We start from the raw sequence: 16,898 nt of genomic DNA, 5'->3' as shown, positions 1-16,898 counted from the left end.
AATTGCTATTAAGCATTATCGTTAATGAGTTTTAAAATAAATAAAGCTTAAAAATAAGTTAAATAAGGCTTATTTGATCAAAACGCTATGGGTAGAAAAATTATTGTTTAATCCCCAATAAAGTGTCTATCATCCGATCAATAGCGGTAATGACTTTAGCGTTAGCCGCATAGCCGCTTTGAAACTTGATCAAATTCACCATTTCTTCATCCACGCTCACTTGCGAAATAGAGAGTTGCTCTTTTTTAATGGTCTCTAACATGCTCTTTTTAGTGTCCAAGATACGCCCTGATTTTTCAGCGTCCGTATTGATTTTACCGGTTAAAAATTGATAAAACTCGCTGATTTTCATTGGTTTAATGTCAAACTTGTCGTTATAAAAATCCACGCTATCGTATTGCAATTGCTGCATCATGTTCGCCACATCAAAATTCCCGTTAATGGGGGCAAGCCATGGGCGGATAGTGGTAGGCTCTTTTTTGTATTCTTTATTCAAGCTGATATTAGAAGCGTCATCGCCTTGAAAAAAAGGGTTAAGCTTTAACGCTCCCATAAAATTCGTGCCGTTATCTTTCATGGAGACAAATAACCCTTGCGAAGCGTTTTTAGGCTGGATAACAAACTTTTTAGTCTCATTGTTAAAGCTCGCCGTAAAATAATCATCAAAATCGTTTTCGGTGTTATTATCTTGATTGTCATCAGTGTTAGCGTTAATGGCTTGGATAATATCGTTCATGGTTGTAATGGGCGTGATAGCAATGGTTTTTCTGGCGATTTCTTTACCATCGGTGTTGTAAGCGATCAAGTCAAACGAGCCGTTTTTGATATTGTAATTAGTGTCTCTAAAGGCTTCATCGCTATTAAACTCCACCGGCTCGCCCTCAATATGATGACTCGCGCTTTGAGCGTAAATCGCATTAGTGGATTCTATCAAGCCCCTAGCAAAAGAATCCAACAAATCAATATAATCTTGCAATTTGCCCTTTGAAGTCCCATTAGAGCCGTCATTATACACATCCAATAACGCCCCCACTTTTCCCTGATTGAGCTTGTCAGTAATATTAGTAACCTTAAAATCATCGCTTTGAAAATAAACCTGGTTCAAACCTCCTTTATTTTGAGATTCTTTAACCACTAAAGGATGGAAAATAGAGCCATCAATGATATTGAACCCATGCCCGATATTAAGGTTATAGCTCTCATCAAAATCCGCTGAGTCTTTATCGGTGAGCGAGCTAGTCTTGATACTGCTTTTAAAAACATTCCCCCCTAAAAGCTCTCGCAAATGGAATTCCAACTCATCTCGCTTATCCCTTAATTCATTCGCATGCTTTAAGCTTTTGTTATTTTCCACTTCTTTAATGCGTTTATTGATCTCAGCGATTTGAGAACCCAAGCTATTGACTTCTTTAATCACGCTTTTTAATTCTTCACTCGCCTTATGCTGTAAGGTCGTTAATCTTTCTCTGGTGTCTTTAATGTTGTGCGTTAAAGCTTCTGTTTTTTGCGCAAGGGCCTGTTTTTGAGCGGAGTCTTTGGCGTTTTTAGACAATTCTTTCCATGAGTTAAAATAATCTTGCAAATCCGTAAAAAGGCTCGCTTCATCAATGTCCGGAAAATACGCGCTCGCTTCTTTTAAATGCGAAAACTCTGTATCGTAATAAGTATTTTCGTAATTAGCCTTCGTGTAACGAGAAAAAACAAACTCATCATGCACCCTTTCAATGGCTTCTACATCCACGCCCATATTCACATTTTTAGTGCCATACATGTAAGCCGCTTGAGGCTTTGCAATCACGCGCTGACGGCTATAAAATTCATCGCTAGCGTTAGAAATATTATTCCCCGTAACATCCACCATGCTCTGATGGGCTTGTAGGCCCGTGTAAGAAGTGTTGAGTGAAGATAAAATCCCGCCCATTTTACGCCTGCACTCTTAAAAAATGGCTCCCCACATGCCTAGAGCCCTTATAGTCGCAAGTGTCATGGGGAATGATTTGTTGGATGAGCGAAGAATAAAACTCAGAGACCGCAAACGCCATGCGCGAATAAATTAGGTTTTTTTCTTTCAAAACAAACAAGGACTCTCGCATTTGGTTTAAAAAATCGCTCGTTTTTTCGTCTAATAATTCACTCATTTCTTTATCAGGGAATTGGTTTTTTAAAGACAGCATTTGCACATCTATATTTGCTTTTTCTTTTTCAAAAGCTTGAATCGCTAGCTGTTTTTGGTGGTTTCTTTCAAAAATTTCGGTGTGTTTAGCGAGCTTGATGTCTCTTATATCGCGCTCCGTTAAATCAATCAATTCTTTCAATTGGTTGAGCGCGTTTTCTAAATGAGAATGTAAAACGACCATAACAAATCCTTTAGCTCTTGTTTCAGCCGTATTCAAGCAAATACTATGCCATTTTATTTTATGATAAAACCCAATTTCTTAAGGGGATAGGAGATATTTTGAAATCACTCCCCTTAAAGCTCCCTTATTGAATCGCCTTTAACATTTGTTTAGCGATTGCGGCAATCACATTCACGCTCATCGCATTCCCTGCTTGGGATAGCAAATGGCTTTCTTTAAAGTTAGGATTATCTTTAATCTTAGCGATCAAATCCCTAGGAAATCCTTGTAAAAGCAAGCTTTCAATAGCGTTTAATTTTTTGATTTTGCCTTTTTGGGTATAAAACAAGCCATGCCGAGAAGTCCTTAAAGTAGGAAAAACATTAGAATACAACCTTAAATCAGATTGTCTTGTGTCTAAAACGGCGTTTTCTGAAGTTAAGAGATTCTCTAAAGAAACCCGGTTATGGTTGTATTGGTTGTGCAAGTATCTTTGAAATGCATCGTTATTAATATCCAAATAACACTCATTATCTGCGTCTAAAAAATCTTCAAAATGATAATCATTGACCAGACCTAAAGGAAAGACAAAATGATGTTTCAAATCCTTCCTAAACCCTACAATATAAAGGCGTTCTCTGTTTTGGGCTAATTGGAAATCAGCGCTGTTTAAAATTTGATAATAAGTTGTATAGCCCGCTTCTTGCAAAGCTTTGATAATGGTTTTAAAAGTTTCTTGCTGCTTATGGTTGATTAAGCCCTTAACGTTTTCAAGCAAGAAACATTCAGGCTGTTTAACTTTTAAAATGCGAATAAGCCCGTAAATAATCGTCCCTCTTTCATCTTCAAGCCCTTTCCTTTTGCCATTGATAGAAAAAGCTTGACAAGGAAACCCGCTAATGAGTGCATCAAAATCGGGTAAATCATTAGGGTTGATTCGCATCAAATCCCCAAAATTATGGGTATCTTTAAAAAATAATTCATAGGTCCTAAGGGCTTCATGATTGATTTCGGCATGCCCTACGCATTTTAAATGGCATTGCTCCAAGCCCAAACGGCCTCCACCAATACCAGAACAAAAATCCATAAAAGTTAAAATTCCCAATCAATCATTCCTAACACAAAAAAACACGCCCTATTTAAGAGAGCAAAAAACTCAAAACATAAAGAACTAAAATTTAATGAAAAACAAAACGACAGCAAGAATAAACCCCCTAGAAATGAAGCCCCTAAACCCCCTAGCTTATCCCCAATAAATCCTGTGCCATTTTATGAGAAGTCTCATGCAAGTTGATTTTATACTGGTTATTTTCAATAGCTTTCTTGATTTCAGCTACCCTATCAAGAGTGGCCTCGCTATTTTCAACTTTTTCATTCTTTTCCACACGCTTGTAATTCCCCAAAGACTGCACCGGAGCAAGAGAAGAAACGGCATTGATCATCGTAAAATCCTTTAATTTAATATTCAATTCATTACAGCAGGTATCGGCAAAAAAGAAAAAAAGTTAATGGATTTTTGAAATCTGTTTTTGCAATTCCTTACCAAATTTCTTGGTGGTGGTGATGGGTTTTTTTCCGGTTTCTGCCACAGAGCCAAAAGATTGCGATTGCAAACTTTTAAACATGAAAAACATCAAAAAAATTAAAATATAACAAAACAAAAAAAAGCAAATGGTAGGGAATAGCCAATTTTTGAGATTAGAACCATTCATGACCTTGCCTTTTAAATACTCCTATACCCTACTACCCATGCGAGCATGAGCAACCACAACCCCCACCTTTCTTCCCGCCATGACCCCCATGACCGCCACAGCAACCTGTCCCACCGCCATGGTGTGAAGCTAAAATTTCTTCTTCGCTCACTTCCCTAAAACCTAAAACCTTGAAACGAAACGCTAAAGTTTTCCCGGCTAACGGGTGGTTATAATCCACCATCACATGCGTGTTGCTAAAGTCTTTGATAGTGGCTTGAATGGTTTGGTTGTCTTCAGTTTGCCCAAAAACGCTCATGCCTTTTTCTAATTCAATGCCTTCAAATTGATCTCTAGGGACTTCTTGCAAATAGCTGCTTTCATAAACCCCATAAGCTTCTTCTGGGGCGATAACAACCTCTTCCCACTCGCCAATTTGAGCCTTTAATACCGCCTTTTCTAACCCTGCTATGATCTGATTAGCGCCTATAATAAACTCTAAAGGCTCTTTAGAAATATTGCTGTCTAGCACTTCGCTAGAGCCTTGTTCTCTCACTTCATATTCAATCAAAGCGGCTTGTTTGATTGATTCTAAATCATGGTTTTGCATGGTAGTGTTTCTCCTTGTTTTCTAAGATTTTTTGCACCATTTTAGCTTGTTCGCTTGAAGGATACAAGTGTTGCAAAGTGTTTAAAAATTTATAATAGTTTTGATCGTCTTTGATTTTTTTAAACGACCATGCCGTATGCCACAAAAGCACAGGCATGTAAGACGCTTTTTTATTTAAAAGAGCGCTCTCTTTGTAATACTTGATCGCTTCTCTATACCTCTTTTCTCCATAAGCCACTTCTCCAAGCACATAACGCACATAATAAAGTCGGTAACTATTGGCTTCTAACCACAACAAACGCTCTTTGGCTTCTGCATAGGATTTATTTTTAAAAAAAGACAGAGCTTCTTGAAAAATCTCTTTTTGCTTAGACAAATCTTTATCAAACTCAACTTTTGCCTTTTCTTGGGTTTTTTTCTCTTGATTTTTTGGGGATTCGGCTTTCAAAGGGGGGGTTTTATTAGCCGGAGCGCTTGATTTGAGCGGCTTTTCAGCTTTTTCCTCTTGTTCTTTGAGAGCTTTTTGGATTAGGGCGATTTGTGAAACCAAATCCTGGCTCAACTTGGTCAATAATTCACTCATCTCTTTATTTTGCTTGTCTAACTGCTGGATAGCTTGCTGGTTAGCACGAATCTCATTCCTCAAATCCTCTAAAGTTTGCGATTGCTGCTTAAGCGTGTTAGCCTGCACTTCTTGCGAAGCTTTTAAGGCTCGCAAGGATTCTTCTTGGGAAAGGATAGCGTTATTGAGATCTTTAATCTTATTGGCCTGCCCTTCATAAACGCTCCTTAGACCCTCTTGAGCTTGAGTGTTGACCTCTACTTGCGAATGGATTTTGGTCAAAATATTAGAAAAATTCTTACTATTGACTTGCAACTGCTTGAGTTCTTTTTTAGTAGCTCCGCTTTGTAAATCAAACGCTGAAGGCTCCCCATTGAGAAAAAAAGGAGCGACAAAAGGGATAAAAAAAAGCCTTTTCATCCTAGAATTACTTCACTAATTTGACATCCACTCTTCTGTTTTCTCTGTAGCATTCTTTAGTTTTTTGGGTGCATTTGGGTTTGGTTTCACCAAAACTGATGGTTTTGATCATATCTTTTTCTACCCCTTTAATGACTAAAGCGTTTTTCACGCTCAAAGTCCTTTTAACGCCAAGCGCTTGGTTGTATTCGCTAGAGCCAAATTCATCGGTATTGCCTTCCAAAAGCACTTGCATGTGGTTTTCTTTAGCTTTTTGCACGATCTCATCTAAAGTCTCTTGATCGGATTCTTTGATTTCATACTTGTCAAAATCAAAATAAATAGAAGCGATGATAGTCCCGCTCTCAACAGCCGGCTTTTCTTCAACCACTGGAGCTGGCTCTTGTTTAGGCTCTTCTTTCTCTGGAGCTGGTTCTGTAGTAACAGGTGCAGTCTGAACCGTTTTAGCGCTCACATCGCCAGCCACAGTCTTATTATCCATTTTATGACTACAGCCAGCTACCAATAAAAAAGCTACCAAGAAACTAAATACAGAAGATCTCTTCATTATAAATTCTCCAAGAATAAAATTTTAATAAGTGTAAATATTAACTCACATTCGCTTAATCTAACCTTACCAATCAAAGGCTTGTATCTTCACATTCTTTAAAGGGAATAAAAAACTCTGATTATAGTCTAGTAAAATAAGCCCCATGGCGTATTCTTGAGGTGTCTTTTTGATATACATGATATTTCTCCCATCCATAGAAAAACGAGGCATTTGGTTAGAGCCATTCACAGTAAGCCTGCGGATATATTTGCTGTTTAGAGTGATCAGATTCAAATTGAACACCGTTTTGCCAAATTCATTAAGATTTTCCCTGCTCACATACACAATACTGTCTTTATAAGCGTCAATGGATTCATTGCTTCTCCCTTCATAAAGGAGTTGCTCCGCGCTCTCTTTTAACCCCAATTTCTTCATATAGATGTTAGGATAACCGGATCTATCCGAAACAAAAGCCATAGACTTGTCATCTTCTAAAAACACTCCTGAGACATCTATCCCAGGATAGCGCGTTATTTTGGTTTTAGTTTTTTTATGCGTGTCATACAAATACACATCCGGCTGGCCTTCAGGGGCTAAAGACATTAAAATTTTAGAGCCATCAGCACTCACGCTAGAAACCACAGCCATTCCTTGAGAGCTAGCGATATTCTCATGAGTGGCTTTTTGAATGTTGTATTTTAAAATCATGGGCGTTCTTTCGCCATATTGCGTGTAATAAAACTCCGTTTGATCAGCGTTCGCCCATTTAGGGAATATATTGAGTCGGTTGTTTTTGATGATTTCTTTTTGATAGCGCATCGTATAATCGGCTAAGGCGATGCTTGTGATTCCTGGTCCAATGTATTTAGAAAAAACAATAAGGCGCTTCATCCAAGCGATAGAAGGGGCTTTTAAATAATCATTCACCACAATGGCCATGTTGTGCGCTGCAAAAGGGTATAAATCGGAACTTAAAATGGGGTAGTCAAAAGTCTTTTTGAGCGTTTCTGTATCCACATCATAAAGTTTTAATCGTGAAATTTTATTGCCGTTTTCTAAAACCACGCTCACCAGCGCTACAAGATGGACTTTTTTATCCTTGAGTTCTGCGTAATTGATTGCGCCTTGATCCTTGTTTTGAGAAACATCAAAATGCTGGCTAGTCTTTAAATCATTCGCTAAGACTTCATGCAATTTTAAAGCGTAATTGGCATCGTTATCTATAGAGTAGCGCACTTCAATCTTAGGAAGTTTTTGAATGGTTTTAATAATATCTAGTGTTTTATCTGTTGCAAAAAGCCCTATAGTGTGTATTAAAAAAAGCCATAAATACCTCATTGTTCTTCCTTAGTGGTGAAATTAACTTGAATAGAAATCATGTTTCCTCCAGGATATGGGGGAAAATCCACTTTCTTTAAATCATTTAAAAGGGTCATCACACTCTTGTTATAATCCTTAAAATCGGAGTAGCTAAGAATGGTATAATCAAACTCTCCATCTTTAGTGATCATAATCAGCGCGCTCACTGAAGCCTTGTGGTAAAAAACCCCTTTCCAACCTTTATATAAAATCTGATAGATTTGAGCATACCACTCTTGATAGGCTTTTTCATCAACCCCATCTTGTTTAGGAATTTGCAAATCTAAAGTCTTGTTTTTAACGCTTTCTAGTTTTTGCGCGAATTGATCCAAATTCTGTTGCAAACCTTTCAATATCTCTTGATTTTTTTGGTTTTTTCTTAAGCGTTGCTGCTCTTTTAAACGCCTTTGCTCTTCTTCTTGCTCATTTTTTTGCTCATCTTTTTGAGCGTTTGTGTCTGTCTTTTCTTGAAAATCATTGAGTGAAGAAAAAATATTTTCAAGGCTTTCTTCTTGTTCTTTAGGATCAACAAAATCGCTCTCCTTATCAGTTATATTTTTTTCAACTGCTTTTTCATCTTTTTTCTCTTCTACTTTTTCAGCTTTTTCATCTTTTTTTTCATCGCTTGGCACATCTTCTAAATTCAAATCAATGACTTGTTCGTTTTTTTTGCCCAAATCCAAAAGGATTTTCTCCGCTTCTTTATTATGCCTTTCTAGCAACAAACCATATAATAACAAAGCATAGAGCAAGAACGCTAAAAAGCCAGAAACAACAAAGATCGCGCTCTTACTCATGCAAATTAGCCTTGCTTTTTAAGGACTTGTGATTAAAGAAACTTTTAAAAAACCCGCTTCTTTAATCGTTTTTAACAAATAAATCACTTTGTCATAAGTCAATCGTTTGTCCGCACGGATACTAACCCTAGTATCTTTATCGTATTTCTTAGAAAGCAAGTTAAAAGTATCCGGGAAGGAGTTGTATTCATAGGTTTGACTATCTATATAGATTTTTGCGTCTTTATCCATGCGAATCTCTATCATTTTATCTTGAGTGGCTCTAGCAGTTTTTGAACCAGAAGGCAAAGCAATCTCTTCTTTATAAGTGAGAGTGGGCGTAGTTACCATAAGAATAGCCAATAAAACAAGCATCACATCCACTAAAGGCGTGATATTGAGTTCTGGCTTGTCTTCATCCCAATAGTTATCATAATTCATAAAAACCTTCTAACTCCCTATTTAAGATATTTATAAAATCCCCTTAAAGCTTTATTTTTTAGAAGACAAAATATCCACTTGCATCTGCACATAAACCGATAAATCATACACCTTGCGTTTTAAAATCAAGTAAAAAGAATAGGCTGGAATGGCCGCTAAAATCCCTGCAGCGGTGGCGATAAGAGCCTTAGAAATAATGGGTGCGATCACCCCAAAAGAAGCTTGACCTAATGCACCCAAATTGTTAAACGCTTCTAAAATCTCAACCACCGTCCCAAACAAACCAATAAAAGGGGCTGTAGAAGAGATGATGCTCAACACCACTAAACCCGTCGTGCTTTGCTTAAGAACTTGATGTTTCCAAGCCTGCAACAATTCATTAGAATACCTTTTGGTCTCATCATTTCTTTTTTTATTAAACATAAAATGCTCTGGAGCGTCTTGCACTCCATTAAGAATGTTAGACAAAGATTGCATCTCGCGCTTGAGTTCAATCTTTAACACAATGCTTTTATACAAAAAGACCCATAAAGTCATCACCAAATAAAGCGAAATCCAAACTAAAACAAGCGTGGTAACAAACCCGCTCTTATTGAAAAAATAAACGATTGAATCTAACATGATTATCCCCTTAAAGAGACTCAATCTTAGCCAGCACGCTAGAGACCGCTAACCTGTCAGAGCTTGCGTCCTCTAAAAGCTTTTTAGCCCTAGAGATAGCATCATCTCTGTCGTCTGATCCTTTTTTAATAAAGACCGCCCCATCGGCTAAAATATCCACGCGTTCATTAGTGACTTCTGCATAGCCCCAATTGATCGCAATGTGCTCTTTTTGGTTTTCGGTTTCAATCTCAACCACTCCCGCTTGAAGCAAGGTGATCATGTTGCTATGCCCATAAAGCACCCCAAATTCCCCTTCAACTCCTGGCAACACAACGCTTTTAACCTCTCCTGTATAAACTTCCCCCTCAGGAACTACCACACTAATTTTCAACAAAGCCATGGCAAAACCCTTAGGAATTTTTCATGTTTTTAGCTTTTTCTAAAACCTCTTGAATGCTGCCCACCATGTAAAACGCATTTTCAGGAATATGATCGTATTTACCCTCTAAAATCCCTCCAAAGCCCTCTAGAGTCTCTTGAAGGGTTACATATTTACCGGGACTTCCTGTAAACACTTCAGCCACAAAAAACGGCTGGGATAAAAACTTCTCAATTTTTCTGGCCCTCTCAACAATCTTTTTATCTTCTTCGCTCAATTCGTCTAAGCCCAAAATCGCAATAATATCTTGCAAATCCTTGTATTTTTGCAAAACCTGCTGAATACCTGTTGCAATTTCATAATGCTTCTCGCCGATCATTTGAGGGCTTAAAATCCTTGAAGTGGAATCCAAAGGATCCACAGCCGGATAAATCCCTTTTTCAGCGATCTTTCTATTCAATACCGTAGTCGCATCCAAATGCGCAAACACTGAAGCAGGGGCTGGGTCAGTCAAGTCGTCTGCTGGCACATACACCGCTTGAACCGAAGTGATAGAGCCATTTTTAGTGGAAGCGATACGCTCTTGAAGTTTCCCCATTTCCCCGGCTAGCGTGGGCTGATACCCCACGGCTGAAGGGATACGGCCTAATAGAGCGCTCATTTCCGCACCGCTTTGAGCGTATCTAAAGATGTTGTCAATAAACATCAACACATCTAAGCCCTTTTCATCACGAAAATACTCCGCCATCGTCAAGCCGGTGAATGCGATGCGGTTTCTCGCGCCTGGTGGCTCATTCATTTGCCCATAGCACAGCGCAACTTTGTCTAAAACGCCCCCTTCTTTCATCTCAAAATACAGATCATTCCCCTCTCTGGTGCGCTCCCCCACACCTGCAAACACCGAATACCCATTATGCTTATAAGCCACATTATGGATAAGCTCCATAATGATCACCGTTTTCCCTACGCCAGCCCCACCAAACAAGCCTACTTTACCGCCCTTAGAATAAGGCGCGAGCAAGTCAATGACTTTGATACCGGTTTCAAACATTTCTGTTTTAGTGCTTTGCTGCTCAAAACTAGGGGCTTTTCTGTGAATGGGCCAAGTTAAGGACGGCTTAAGAGGCTCTAAATTGTCAATACTCTCGCCCACAACATTAAAAATGCGCCCTAACACTTCTTCACCCACAGGCACTTCAATCATTTTGCCGCGAGCTTTGACGGCTTGGTTACGCACTAAGCCTTCTGTCATATCCATAGCAATCGCTCGCACCCGATTACCGCCCAAATGGGCTGCCACCTCTAAAACTAAAGATTTTTGAACACCATTGACTTCAAAATTAATATCTAACGCTTCAAAAATCGCCGGTAGATAGGACTCAAACTCCACATCTACCACCGGGCCTAAAACCTGAATGATTTTACCTTCCATCGCTTTCATCGCTCCTTAAATGTAATTTTTATTTTAGGGCTTCTACGCCTGCATTGATTTCTACTAGCTCGGTCGTAATCGCCTCTTGTCTGGCTTTATTATAAGAAATAGTTAAAGTTTTAACCAAATCTTTAGCGTTATTTGTCGCTGTATCCATAGCCTGCATTCTAGCGCTATGCTCTGCGGCTAAAGAATCAATCAAAGCATAGTATAAACTATACTCCACATATTTTTCTGCCAAAGAGTCTAAAATTTCATCTTCACTCCCGCTTGGCTCACTAGTAATAGTCTCTTGCACCTCATTAGGCTGGGGGTTTTGGTGGATGATTTTATACCCAATAGGCAAAATTGTTTTGACTCTTATTTCTTGAGTGATCATGTTTTTAAAGCCATTATGAATGATGATGACCTTATCGGTTTTCCCGCTCAAATAATCCTCTACCACTTTTTTCATGAATTCCTGCGCGCGTTCATAATTAGGCATAGAACTCAAATTATTGATCTTGTCTAAAACCTCTATCCCGTTAAAGCTAAAATACTCATTACCCTTTTTACCAATACCGCGCAAACGCACTTTAATGTCTTTTTCTTTGTATTCATTCGTGCATGCTAAAACTTTTTTAATGGTATTGGTGTTAAAACCCCCACAAAGCCCCTTATCGGCTGTGATAAAAATAATATCCACTTTTTTGATTTCAAGTCTTTCTAGTTCCCTAAAATACTTGCTTTGAATGTCTTCAATCCCTTGATTTTTCATCTTGGATAGCACATCATCAAACACAGCGTCTAGTTTCAGTGCATACGCTCTGGAATTTCTTGCAACTTCTTCAGCTTTTCTTAGCTTGGAAGTGGAAACGAGTTTCATCGCATGCGTGATTTTTTGCGTGTTTTTAACGCTTCCAATTTTCTTTCTAATGTCTCTTAAATTCGCCATATTCTAGCCGTCTCCTACTCGCTATAAGTGAGCTTAAATTCCTCTAAGACTTTTCTTAGCATGGCTTCCAAATCCTTATCTAGCGCTTTTTTAGTGTGGATTTCTTCTAAAACTTGGGGGTATTTTGCTTCCAAGAAAGGGTGCAGTTGCTCTTCAAAATCCACGACTTTTTTTACGCTCACGCTGTCTAAAAAGCCCTTAGCCCCAGCATAAATAATGACCACTTGCTTTTCAATAGGCAAGGGCGAATAAGGGGCTTGTTTCAGCACTTCCACCATGCGTTGCCCCCTTTCTAATTGCTTTTTACTCGCTTCATCTAAATCAGAAGCGAATTGCGTGAAGGCTTGCAACTCTCTGTATTGCGCTAAATCTAAGCGTAAAGTCCCTGAAACCTGCTTGGTCGCTTTGATTTGAGCGGCCCCTCCAACCCTTGAAACCGACAAGCCCACATTGATAGCCGGGCGGATCCCTGAATAAAACAAATCCGTTTCTAAGAAAATTTGCCCGTCTGTAATAGAAATGATATTCGTAGGGATATAGGCTGAAACATCGCCCGCTTGAGTTTCCACAATAGGGAGCGCGGTCAAAGAACCCGCACCCTTTTCATCGCAAAGTTTAGCCGCTCTTTCTAAAAGCCGTGAGTGGATATAAAACACATCTCCAGGAAAAGCCTCCCTACCTGGGGGTCTTCTCAAAATCAAAGAAATTTCTCTGTAAGCGACAGCATGCTTACTCAAATCATCATAAATGATTAGGGCATGGCGGGCATGATCTCTAAAGTATTCCCCCATAGCCACACCTGAATAAGGGGCTAAATATTGCATTGCAGCTGAATCTGAAGCCGAAGCGTTAATCACAACGCTGTATTCCATCGCTCCGTATTCTTCTAATTTGCGGACCACTTGCGCGACAGTGGATTCTTTTTGCCCAATAGCCACATAGATACAGATCACATTTTGCCCTTTTTGGTTAATGATCGCATCGATCGCTACGGTGGTTTTACCGGTTTGTTTATCCCCAATGATCAATTCCCTTTGCCCACGCCCAATAGGCACCAACGCATCAATGGCTTTAATGCCTGTTTGTAAAGGCTCATGCACGGATTTTCTGTCCATAATGCCTGGGGCTTTTTGCTCGATGAGACTAAATTCATTCGTTTCTACCTCACCCTTGCCATCAATAGGCTCACCCAAAGCGTTCAACACACGCCCCACAACCGCATCGCCAACAGGAACTTTCATCAAATTCTTCGTGCGTTTAACGCCAGTCCCCTCTTTAATATTGTTGCCAAAACCAAACACAATCACGCCAACGCTATCTTCTTCTAAGTTAGCCGCAACGCCTTTATCCCCTGTTTCAAACTCCAGCACTTCATACGACATCACACCATTTAAGCCATAAACCTTAGCCACACCATCAGCGTATGAAACGACTTTTCCTACTTCAGCCATATCGCAATCAAGTTCAAAATTCTTGATTTTTTCTTCAATAACCGAGCTGATTTCTTCCAATTTTAGTTGGGACATTATCTTTATCTCCTTAGATTGATTAAATAGATTGAATAACCTGTTTTTCTATTTTCTTTAAAATATATTCTTTAGAAAAGCCTATTTCTAAATCCAGGCTTGAAACGCTCAAAGAAACCCCTTTTTTAGACCAAGTGTCTTGAGTGATTTCTACAGGAGCGTTAAAACGAGCTTGCAATTTTTGCTGCACAGATTCTAGTTCATTATTTTCAAGCTTTTCTGGGACTAAAAGCGTGGCTTCTAAAGTCTTTTTAGAATCAAAAGACAGCTCTTCAGTGATCAATTCCAACACATCAAGCCTGTTATTTTTTAACACCACTTCCATTACAGGCTTTAACACTGAACATGCTTTTGTAGAAGTTATTTTTTCTAAGATTTCAAATACAATCTCTTTTTTAACTTTTAAAGAAACATGGGCTAGCACCTGGTTGAGTTTGTGCCGTCTTATGGCTTCTGCCACATTTTTAAGCCCCACAACATTTTCTTCTAATAACGCTAAATCGCCTTTAGTGTGGTTTTTCAACGCCTTAGCATAATGCTTGGAGATCACTTTTAAATCTTGCATTTAAAGCCTTTGTTTCAAAATATTCACGCAATCTTGCGCATTGAAAGAGACTTTTTTGCTCTCTCTTAGATCTTTAAAAACGCTTTCAACCAGCTCTCTTTTGATCTTTTTAACTTCTAAATCCATCAACACCTTAGAATTTTTGATCAAATTTTCCACATCCATTTTGGTTTGCAATTCGTATTTTTGCGTGATCGTGTAAGCTTCTTTATTCGCATCAGAAATAATCAATTCTGCTTTTTCTTTGGCTTGCTCTAATTCTTTTAAGAGTTTTTTCTTATTTTCTTTACTCACTTTGAGTTGGGCTTGAATCTCTTCTAATCGTTTGGAGATTTCAAGGCTTTTGGAGCGTAAAAATGAACGCAGTTTTTTAGCCAGAAAATACCACAAAATCCCCGCAAATAAGAGGAAATTTAAAGAACGCTCTATAATATCTGTTTGTGAAATATCCAATCCAGTAGCGCACAAAGGGCTTAAAAGGATCAAAAACCCTAACACCATTTTAACTACAAACATCCATCAACTCCCTAAACCCATAGCCACACGCTTGTTTAACTCGTCCTCAAATACCGGCATTTGCACTTGCAACTGCTCTTTTAAGACTTGCTTTTCATTTTGTAATTGCTTTGCAAACGCTTCAAACTCTTGATTGAGTTCGTTCTCTTTTTGCTTGATCACAGCGTCATAGGACTCTGTGGCTTTTTGAATCGCTTCTGCTATCATTTCCCTACGCTTTTCAGCCGCTTCCTTAAGAAGAGTCTCAATTTGATGACCAATCTCCACGCTTTGGGCATTATCCGTTTTGATTTTAGCCAAGCTATCCCTTATCTCTGCCTGTCTGTTATCCATAAAAGCCAACAAAGGTCTATACACCCAAACATTCATCGCCCACAACAATAACACAAACACCACAAAAACGACCGCCATTAAATAGGGGTTAACCGATATATTCATGACCTATTTCTTTCCTAAAATCCTATAAAATATTTGAAACTCGCATTTGTTATAAAAACATTAACTCTATCTTAACAAAAAATCGCTTAAAGTTTGAGAATATCTAAGCATTAAGACATCATTTTTTTCATAAAAGCCTCTAAAAGAGAATTTTCATAACATCGTAAAATGATTTTATTCCCTTTTAAAGCCGCTTTAAGCTTGTAACGATCCCACAAACTTTGATTAAAGCGCTCTAATTCATCTTCAGCGATGAGCGTTTGGGTTTCTTTGAAACCATGTTTTTTATTGTCAAAATTTGCGTTTATTTTAAAATCACGCGTTAAATCTTCTGTTTGGCGCACGCTGAGTTTCTGCCCTATAATGGAATTTAAGATCAATTCTTGTTTTTCTTCATCTAAACCCACCAAAACTTTTGCATGCCCTGAAGTGATTTTTTCTTCTAAAAGAGCGTTTTGAACCTTAGAAGAGAGCGTCAATAAACGCATGATATTAGCCACATGGGCTCTGGATTTTTTAACGATTTTAGACAGCTCTTCTTGGGTCATTTGATAGCTTTCAAGCAATTCTTTATAAGATCTAGCCAACTCTAAAGGGTTTAAATCTTCGCGCTGGATATTTTCAATCAAGGCGACTTCACGCATTTTTTCTTGCTCAATATCCACAACAATCGCTTTAATCGTAGGCATTTTAGCCAATTTGCTCGCTCTTAAGCGCCTTTCACCAGCGATCAAATGGTAACGCCCGTTCTCACTCACCACTAAAACCGGTTGCAACAAACCATGTTCTTTAATGGATTGCGCTAATTCTTCTAAAGAATCTTCGCTAAAGACCTTTCTGGGCTGGTAAGGATTAGGCATCACCTCATCAATACCAAGCTCCACAACCCGATTCGCTCTTTCATATAGACCCTGCTCATACACTTCATTGATTTCAGGGAAAATATCCGCTAAACCCCTACCCAACACTTTATTTTTTGCCATCACTACCCCTGAAGAATGCTTTGAGCTAATTTTTGATAAGCGATACTGCCATTAGATTTAATATCATAGAGCAAGATAGGCTTACCAAAACTAGGCGATTCCGCTAATTTCACGCTTTTAGGGATCATAATATACTCTCCTGTAGTTGAATCTCTAAAAAACTCTGAGTCAAAATACTTAAACAATTCCGCTAAAACCCCTTTGGTCAAATTGAGTTGAGGGACATGCATTGTGGGTAAAAAACCTCTGATTTTGAGCTTAGGGTTCGTGCTTTTTTGCAGCATTCTAATGGTGTTAAGCAATAATTTAGTGCCCTCAAGGGCAAAAAATTCGCATTGGATAGGAATGATCACCGAATGGGCTGCTGAAAGCGAATTGATCGTGAGAGGCCCAAGAGCTGGTGGGGAATCAATGATAATATAATCATAAAGCCCCACCACGCTCTCTAAGGCGTTTTTAAGCATGAGTTCGCCTCGTTTATTCTCATCTTGGCTATCATAAAAGGTTTTTTCAAACCCGGCTAAACCCAAATTAGAAGGCACTAGATCCAAAAAAGGCATTTGGGTTTTTAAGATCACTTGAGAAATTTGCTTACGGCCAATCAGCACATGATAAATATCATAATCAATTTTATCGCGCCTAAAACCCAAGCTTGAAGTGGCGTTGGCTTGAGGGTCAAAATCAATCAACAAGATTTTTTTTTCATGCACCGCTAAAGAAGCCGATAAATTAACCGCTGTTGTCGTTTTGCCCACACCCCCTTTTTGATTAGCCACTGCAATGATTTCACTCATCATA

21 protein-coding genes are annotated in these 16,898 nt (G+C 38.7%); all 21 read right to left on the bottom strand.

Annotated features, from left to right (window positions below; genetic code table 11):
* Positions 1–100 precede the first annotated feature (100 nt).
* Complete coding sequence (gene flgK / locus QAP06_RS02230; RefSeq protein ID WP_286466202.1) at positions 101–1,921, bottom strand: flagellar hook-associated protein FlgK; 1,821 nt, start codon at positions 1,919–1,921, stop codon at positions 101–103.
* Position 1,922: 1 nt separating this feature from the next.
* A complete protein-coding gene (locus QAP06_RS02225) occupies positions 1,923–2,357 on the bottom strand; it encodes a hypothetical protein (protein ID WP_128011488.1) in 435 nt (144 codons plus the stop codon).
* Positions 2,358–2,481: 124 nt separating this feature from the next.
* Positions 2,482–3,441, bottom strand: coding sequence for a DNA cytosine methyltransferase (locus QAP06_RS02220; RefSeq protein WP_286466199.1), 960 nt, complete (start codon positions 3,439–3,441; stop codon positions 2,482–2,484).
* A gap of 133 nt (positions 3,442–3,574) precedes the next feature.
* Positions 3,575–3,778: a flagellar biosynthesis anti-sigma factor FlgM gene (locus tag QAP06_RS02215; protein ID WP_164854299.1), complete on the bottom strand. Its 204-nt coding sequence runs from the start codon at positions 3,776–3,778 to the stop codon at positions 3,575–3,577.
* Between the two features lie 63 nt (positions 3,779–3,841).
* On the bottom strand, positions 3,842–4,048 hold the full coding sequence (locus tag QAP06_RS02210; RefSeq protein WP_001014529.1) for a hypothetical protein: 207 nt from the start codon (positions 4,046–4,048) through the stop codon (positions 3,842–3,844).
* Positions 4,049–4,079: 31 nt separating this feature from the next.
* A complete protein-coding gene (locus QAP06_RS02205; RefSeq protein ID WP_001179294.1) occupies positions 4,080–4,637 on the bottom strand; it encodes an FKBP-type peptidyl-prolyl cis-trans isomerase in 558 nt (185 codons plus the stop codon).
* On the bottom strand, positions 4,624–5,619 hold the full coding sequence (locus tag QAP06_RS02200; protein ID WP_286466196.1) for a hypothetical protein: 996 nt from the start codon (positions 5,617–5,619) through the stop codon (positions 4,624–4,626). Before QAP06_RS02200 ends, QAP06_RS02205 begins: the two co-directional genes overlap by 14 nt.
* Positions 5,620–5,626: 7 nt before the next feature.
* Entirely contained in the window at positions 5,627–6,166 is a 540-nt protein-coding gene (locus tag QAP06_RS02195) for an outer membrane protein Omp18 (RefSeq protein ID WP_286466194.1), read from the bottom strand.
* Positions 6,167–6,232: 66 nt separating this feature from the next.
* Entirely contained in the window at positions 6,233–7,486 is a 1,254-nt protein-coding gene (gene tolB / locus QAP06_RS02190; protein WP_286466192.1) for a Tol-Pal system protein TolB, read from the bottom strand.
* Complete coding sequence (locus QAP06_RS02185; RefSeq protein WP_101021446.1) at positions 7,483–8,304, bottom strand: energy transducer TonB; 822 nt, start codon at positions 8,302–8,304, stop codon at positions 7,483–7,485. The genes tolB and QAP06_RS02185 overlap by 4 nt, the downstream gene beginning before the upstream one ends.
* Positions 8,305–8,322: 18 nt before the next feature.
* The gene (locus QAP06_RS02180) at positions 8,323–8,724 is read right to left on the bottom strand and encodes an ExbD/TolR family protein (RefSeq protein ID WP_001105106.1); all 402 of its coding nucleotides are present in this window, start codon (positions 8,722–8,724) and stop codon (positions 8,323–8,325) included.
* 51 nt (positions 8,725–8,775) lie between these two features.
* Positions 8,776–9,345, bottom strand: coding sequence for a MotA/TolQ/ExbB proton channel family protein (locus QAP06_RS02175; protein ID WP_000887321.1), 570 nt, complete (start codon positions 9,343–9,345; stop codon positions 8,776–8,778).
* Between the two features lie 10 nt (positions 9,346–9,355).
* The gene (atpC, locus tag QAP06_RS02170; protein ID WP_001196332.1) at positions 9,356–9,727 is read right to left on the bottom strand and encodes an ATP synthase F1 subunit epsilon; all 372 of its coding nucleotides are present in this window, start codon (positions 9,725–9,727) and stop codon (positions 9,356–9,358) included.
* 10 nt (positions 9,728–9,737) lie between these two features.
* Positions 9,738–11,138, bottom strand: coding sequence for a F0F1 ATP synthase subunit beta (atpD, locus tag QAP06_RS02165; protein ID WP_001878455.1), 1,401 nt, complete (start codon positions 11,136–11,138; stop codon positions 9,738–9,740).
* Between the two features lie 28 nt (positions 11,139–11,166).
* On the bottom strand, positions 11,167–12,072 hold the full coding sequence (atpG, locus tag QAP06_RS02160) for an ATP synthase F1 subunit gamma (protein ID WP_100976511.1): 906 nt from the start codon (positions 12,070–12,072) through the stop codon (positions 11,167–11,169).
* A gap of 14 nt (positions 12,073–12,086) precedes the next feature.
* Complete coding sequence (atpA, locus tag QAP06_RS02155) at positions 12,087–13,598, bottom strand: F0F1 ATP synthase subunit alpha (protein ID WP_286466187.1); 1,512 nt, start codon at positions 13,596–13,598, stop codon at positions 12,087–12,089.
* Positions 13,599–13,620: 22 nt separating this feature from the next.
* A complete protein-coding gene (locus tag QAP06_RS02150) occupies positions 13,621–14,163 on the bottom strand; it encodes a F0F1 ATP synthase subunit delta (RefSeq protein ID WP_286466186.1) in 543 nt (180 codons plus the stop codon).
* Entirely contained in the window at positions 14,164–14,679 is a 516-nt protein-coding gene (locus QAP06_RS02145; protein ID WP_079334635.1) for a F0F1 ATP synthase subunit B, read from the bottom strand.
* A 3-nt stretch (positions 14,680–14,682) separates the two neighbouring features.
* On the bottom strand, positions 14,683–15,117 hold the full coding sequence (locus QAP06_RS02140; protein WP_286466181.1) for a FoF1 ATP synthase subunit B': 435 nt from the start codon (positions 15,115–15,117) through the stop codon (positions 14,683–14,685).
* 110 nt (positions 15,118–15,227) lie between these two features.
* Positions 15,228–16,100, bottom strand: coding sequence for a ParB/RepB/Spo0J family partition protein (locus tag QAP06_RS02135; RefSeq protein ID WP_127925185.1), 873 nt, complete (start codon positions 16,098–16,100; stop codon positions 15,228–15,230).
* Between the two features lie 2 nt (positions 16,101–16,102).
* The gene (gene soj / locus QAP06_RS02130; RefSeq protein WP_041200827.1) at positions 16,103–16,894 is read right to left on the bottom strand and encodes a chromosome partitioning ATPase Soj; all 792 of its coding nucleotides are present in this window, start codon (positions 16,892–16,894) and stop codon (positions 16,103–16,105) included.
* Positions 16,895–16,898 lie beyond the last annotated feature (4 nt).

It is taken from the genome of Helicobacter pylori (genome assembly GCF_030323545.1).
Taxonomy (GTDB): Bacteria; Campylobacterota; Campylobacteria; order Campylobacterales; family Helicobacteraceae; genus Helicobacter; species Helicobacter pylori_CO.
Note: the sequence above shows the minus strand (reverse complement) of the source record. Positions and strands in the feature narration are given on the sequence as shown.

Excerpts from the sequence above, each read along its gene's own strand:
- flgK (WP_286466202.1), bottom strand. The coding sequence starts at position 1,921 with ATGGGCGGGATTTTATCTTCACTCAACACTTCTTACACGGGCCTACAA.
- QAP06_RS02225 (WP_128011488.1), bottom strand. The coding sequence starts at position 2,357 with ATGGTCGTTTTACATTCTCATTTAGAAAACGCGCTCAACCAATTGAAA.
- QAP06_RS02215 (WP_164854299.1), bottom strand. The coding sequence starts at position 3,778 with ATGATCAATGCCGTTTCTTCTCTTGCTCCGGTGCAGTCTTTGGGGAAT.
- QAP06_RS02210 (WP_001014529.1), bottom strand. The coding sequence starts at position 4,048 with ATGAATGGTTCTAATCTCAAAAATTGGCTATTCCCTACCATTTGCTTT.
- QAP06_RS02205 (WP_001179294.1), bottom strand. The coding sequence starts at position 4,637 with ATGCAAAACCATGATTTAGAATCAATCAAACAAGCCGCTTTGATTGAA.
- QAP06_RS02200 (WP_286466196.1), bottom strand. The coding sequence starts at position 5,619 with ATGAAAAGGCTTTTTTTTATCCCTTTTGTCGCTCCTTTTTTTCTCAAT.
- QAP06_RS02195 (WP_286466194.1), bottom strand. The coding sequence starts at position 6,166 with ATGAAGAGATCTTCTGTATTTAGTTTCTTGGTAGCTTTTTTATTGGTA.
- tolB (WP_286466192.1), bottom strand. The coding sequence starts at position 7,486 with ATGAGGTATTTATGGCTTTTTTTAATACACACTATAGGGCTTTTTGCA.
- QAP06_RS02185 (WP_101021446.1), bottom strand. The coding sequence starts at position 8,304 with ATGAGTAAGAGCGCGATCTTTGTTGTTTCTGGCTTTTTAGCGTTCTTG.
- QAP06_RS02180 (WP_001105106.1), bottom strand. The coding sequence starts at position 8,724 with ATGAATTATGATAACTATTGGGATGAAGACAAGCCAGAACTCAATATC.
- QAP06_RS02175 (WP_000887321.1), bottom strand. The coding sequence starts at position 9,345 with ATGTTAGATTCAATCGTTTATTTTTTCAATAAGAGCGGGTTTGTTACC.
- atpC (WP_001196332.1), bottom strand. The coding sequence starts at position 9,727 with ATGGCTTTGTTGAAAATTAGTGTGGTAGTTCCTGAGGGGGAAGTTTAT.
- atpD (WP_001878455.1), bottom strand. The coding sequence starts at position 11,138 with ATGGAAGGTAAAATCATTCAGGTTTTAGGCCCGGTGGTAGATGTGGAG.
- atpG (WP_100976511.1), bottom strand. The coding sequence starts at position 12,072 with ATGGCGAATTTAAGAGACATTAGAAAGAAAATTGGAAGCGTTAAAAAC.
- atpA (WP_286466187.1), bottom strand. The coding sequence starts at position 13,598 with ATGTCCCAACTAAAATTGGAAGAAATCAGCTCGGTTATTGAAGAAAAA.
- QAP06_RS02150 (WP_286466186.1), bottom strand. The coding sequence starts at position 14,163 with ATGCAAGATTTAAAAGTGATCTCCAAGCATTATGCTAAGGCGTTGAAA.
- QAP06_RS02145 (WP_079334635.1), bottom strand. The coding sequence starts at position 14,679 with ATGTTTGTAGTTAAAATGGTGTTAGGGTTTTTGATCCTTTTAAGCCCT.
- QAP06_RS02140 (WP_286466181.1), bottom strand. The coding sequence starts at position 15,117 with ATGAATATATCGGTTAACCCCTATTTAATGGCGGTCGTTTTTGTGGTG.
- QAP06_RS02135 (WP_127925185.1), bottom strand. The coding sequence starts at position 16,100 with ATGGCAAAAAATAAAGTGTTGGGTAGGGGTTTAGCGGATATTTTCCCT.
- soj (WP_041200827.1), bottom strand. The coding sequence starts at position 16,894 with ATGAGTGAAATCATTGCAGTGGCTAATCAAAAAGGGGGTGTGGGCAAA.